The 3,006-nt window shown below is 56.7% G+C and carries 2 protein-coding genes and 1 pseudogene; 2 read left to right on the top strand and 1 reads right to left on the bottom strand.

The genetic code is table 11. The features are described 5' to 3' along the window. Window positions 1–133: 133 nt before the first annotated feature. Window positions 134–816 (bottom strand): annotated as a pseudogene (locus AC13DD_RS00760) (IS3 family transposase); the annotation flags it as partial. A 528-nt stretch (window positions 817–1,344) separates the two neighbouring features. Here AC13DD_RS00760 and AC13DD_RS00765 point away from each other — a divergent pair. Next, the gene (locus AC13DD_RS00765; protein ID WP_275541685.1) at window positions 1,345–1,557 is read left to right on the top strand and encodes a GDCCVxC domain-containing (seleno)protein; all 213 of its coding nucleotides are present in this window, start codon (window positions 1,345–1,347) and stop codon (window positions 1,555–1,557) included. Between the two features lie 468 nt (window positions 1,558–2,025). Continuing rightward, window positions 2,026–3,006: group II intron reverse transcriptase/maturase (ltrA, locus tag AC13DD_RS00770; protein ID WP_482901598.1), on the top strand; the 981-nt coding region annotated here is incomplete at its 3' end.

A 3,006-nucleotide genomic window follows, 5' to 3' on the forward strand; every position in this document is an offset into this window, starting at 1 on the left:
TGCCGCTCAGGCTCACCACCCTCACAGTAGGTGGGATTGGTTCGTTACTTCCTCATGAAGCACCGGTTCAATATTCCAGATAGACTCGTGGTCCATTTGAGCTTCCATGCTCGCCCTGGACTCCGGGCACACTGTAGGTGATGTCAGTCACCCAACGTTCGTTCGGCTTCTGAGCCTCAAAATCACGATCCAGGTGATTGGGCGCGACGTGAGCAGGTTCCCCGCCGTAGTAGCCTTTGTGGCGTTTATAGCCGCGCTGAGCGCGGATACCTTCGGCCTTCATCAATCGATATACCCGATTTTTACTGCACCTCTCGCCGAGGTCCTTGAGATCCAGGGTGATGTTCCGATAGCCATACACGCCACCACTTTCGAGCCAGGCTTGTTTGATCAGTCCCACCAAGCGGCGGTTGGCCTTGGTGCGAGGGCTTTCTGGTGCATTTAGCCAGGCATAGAAGCCACTGAAGTGAACGCCTAGAACTCGGCACATGACACGGACTCGAAATTCACTCTGGTGAGCCCTGATGAAGCGATACTTTACTTGGACTCCTTGGCAAAGAACGCTGCGGCCTTTTTTAGTATGTCGCGCTCCTCGCTGACCCGGCGCAATTCCGCTCTGAGCTTGCGCAGCTCTTCCTGCTGCTCGCTGATTTGTTGGTGTTGGCTTCCAGCATCGCCGTATAGCTTGATCCATTTGTGCAGGCTGGCCGAGGTAATCCCCAGTCTCCGGCACACATCAGTCACTTTGTAGGCACGCTCCGTGACTTGCTTGACCGCCTCGATTTTGAATTCTTCGGAGTATCGCTTTCCGCTCATTACCAACACCTGTAGATTTGCGTTTAGTGTAACGCTATCAGGCGTCTACTGTATCGGGGGCTTGCCATTCAGGCTGGCCAGGAGTTTGTCTCTAAAGCTGCCGCTCACCGACAAGAGGAAGGCTGGGATCTAACCTACGTCCAGTTCAAGTATGAAGGTATCAAAGTGGAGGTAGGTAGCGCTGACGGTCCAAAAATCTACGATGCAGTAAACGAAACCTGGGTTCCGCTTAGCATAGATTTTTCTCGATATGCGACCGTGCATTTGCTGGGCCTTGAGCTTCCCCTTATGTTGAAGGACGACTTGGTCCAGTATAAATCCGCGCTTTCACGTCCGGTGGATATCGAGGATATCCGTGCTATCCGTGAGAGCGCATAACCAGACCGTGCACTGAATGCAGAAACCTCCGGTGCCGTTATGTCACCGTTGATGGCAAGCGTTATAGGCCTGGTCGATTTCTGTGCACAGCCTGATCCAATGTAGGTTAGGCTAATCCATACCTTTCGGGAGGGCATGGCTATGGTAGATATGATTTTGGAATCAACGATCAAATGTCCAAACTGTGGCCATCAGAAAACGGAAACCATGCCTACCGACTCATGCCAGTATTTTTACGAGTGTGAGTCGTGCCATGTTTTACTGAAGCCCAAGCATGGCGACTGCTGTGTCTTTTGTTCATACGCCACAGTACCGTGCCCGCCAATTCAGCAAGGGGCAGGGTGTTGTGCTCCTGGCCCATAGCAAGTCACGTAAGGCGGACGCGTGAGACGCGCCGCTTCGTTTTCGCGTGTGTGCCGGGCATGGCACAGAACTAGGGAGGTGAAAGTCCTCCTGCCAGGTGTTCGCAGAGCCGAAGGCTAGGAGAAGGGCAAGGGCGTCATCGTGAGGTGGGGTCTGGAGGAAGCTCAATCCAAAGCGGCGGGGCGACGAACAGGAACCCGATACGAGGTGTGGTACACCCGGGGCGAGTGGGCACGTGACCGCGAAGCCCTCCTTCTGCGATTGGGGTGTACTTTATAAATCGGGCGTTCACGCCGTGAAAGCTCTGTGCCTTACCCCGGGAGGTCTGCCACGTGTGGACGGACCCACTGAGAGACGAGCGATCGCTTCTGATCGCGTGGCAGAAATCAGCCGAGGGCATAGTAGGTTCGCCCGTGAACTGAAGGCCCGAACAGAGACAGGAGTCGAGAGTCCGTGCAGGGAAACGGGATGGCATCCGCAAAGCAGCTTGCGCTGCCCCTGGAGCAACCAGGGGATGAACCCGTTGCCGGAAACCGGGAAGACTCGCACTCCGTTCAACCTTCACCGTGGATGGCGCGTGTATTGAGCAGGGACAACCTCAATCGCGCCCTGAAACAGGTTCGACGTAACAAGGGAGCGCCGGGCATCGACGGCATGACCGTGGATGAGCTGCCAGATTATCTGCGCCAACACTGGCCGGAGATTCGGCAGCAGTTGCTCCAGCAGACCTACCGACCAAAACCGGTCCGGCGGGTCACCATCCCCAAAGCCAACGGCGGTTCCCGCCCTCTGGGTATTCCAACGGTGCTGGATCGCTTTATCCAGCAAGCAATCGCTCAGGTTATCCAGCAGGACTGGGAACCCCGCTTCCATCCACACAGCTATGGCTTCCGTCCGGGACGCTCTGCGCATCATGCGGTCCGATACGGACAGCATTGCGCTCGGGAAGGCCGTAACTGGATAGTGGATCTGGACCTGGAAGCCTTCTTCGATCGGGTAAATCATGATCGGCTGATGGCACGGCTGAAACGGCATACGCCGGACAGGCCGATGCTCAGGCTGGTCAACCGGTACCTGAAGGCAGGCGTTCAGATCGACAACCGCAAAGCTCCGACCCCCGAGGGCGTGCCGCAAGGCGGGCCACTGTCCCCGGTGTTGGCGAATGTGGTGCTGGACGAACTGGATTGGGAGCTGGACCGGCGCAACCTGCGCTTCGCTCGCTACGCGGATGACTGCCAGATCTACGTGGGCAGTCACCGCGCAGGCGAGCGGGTGATGGTGAGTCTGACGCGCCTTATCGAGGACTCACTGAGGCTCACAGTGAATACACGAAAGAGCGCGGTAGACCGGCCCTGGAAGCGCAGCTTCCTGGGCTTCACCCTCAGCCGGAAAGGGCAGCGATTGAAAGTGGCTGACAAAGCCATCACCAAGCTGAAAACCCAGATCCGG

This window comes from Marinobacter sp. L-13 (assembly GCF_056857715.1).

What these genes read in the sequence shown, in the direction of transcription:
- AC13DD_RS00765 (WP_275541685.1), top strand. Translation starts at nt 1,345, where the DNA reads ATGATTTTGGAATCAACGATCAAATGTCCAAACTGTGGCCATCAGAAA.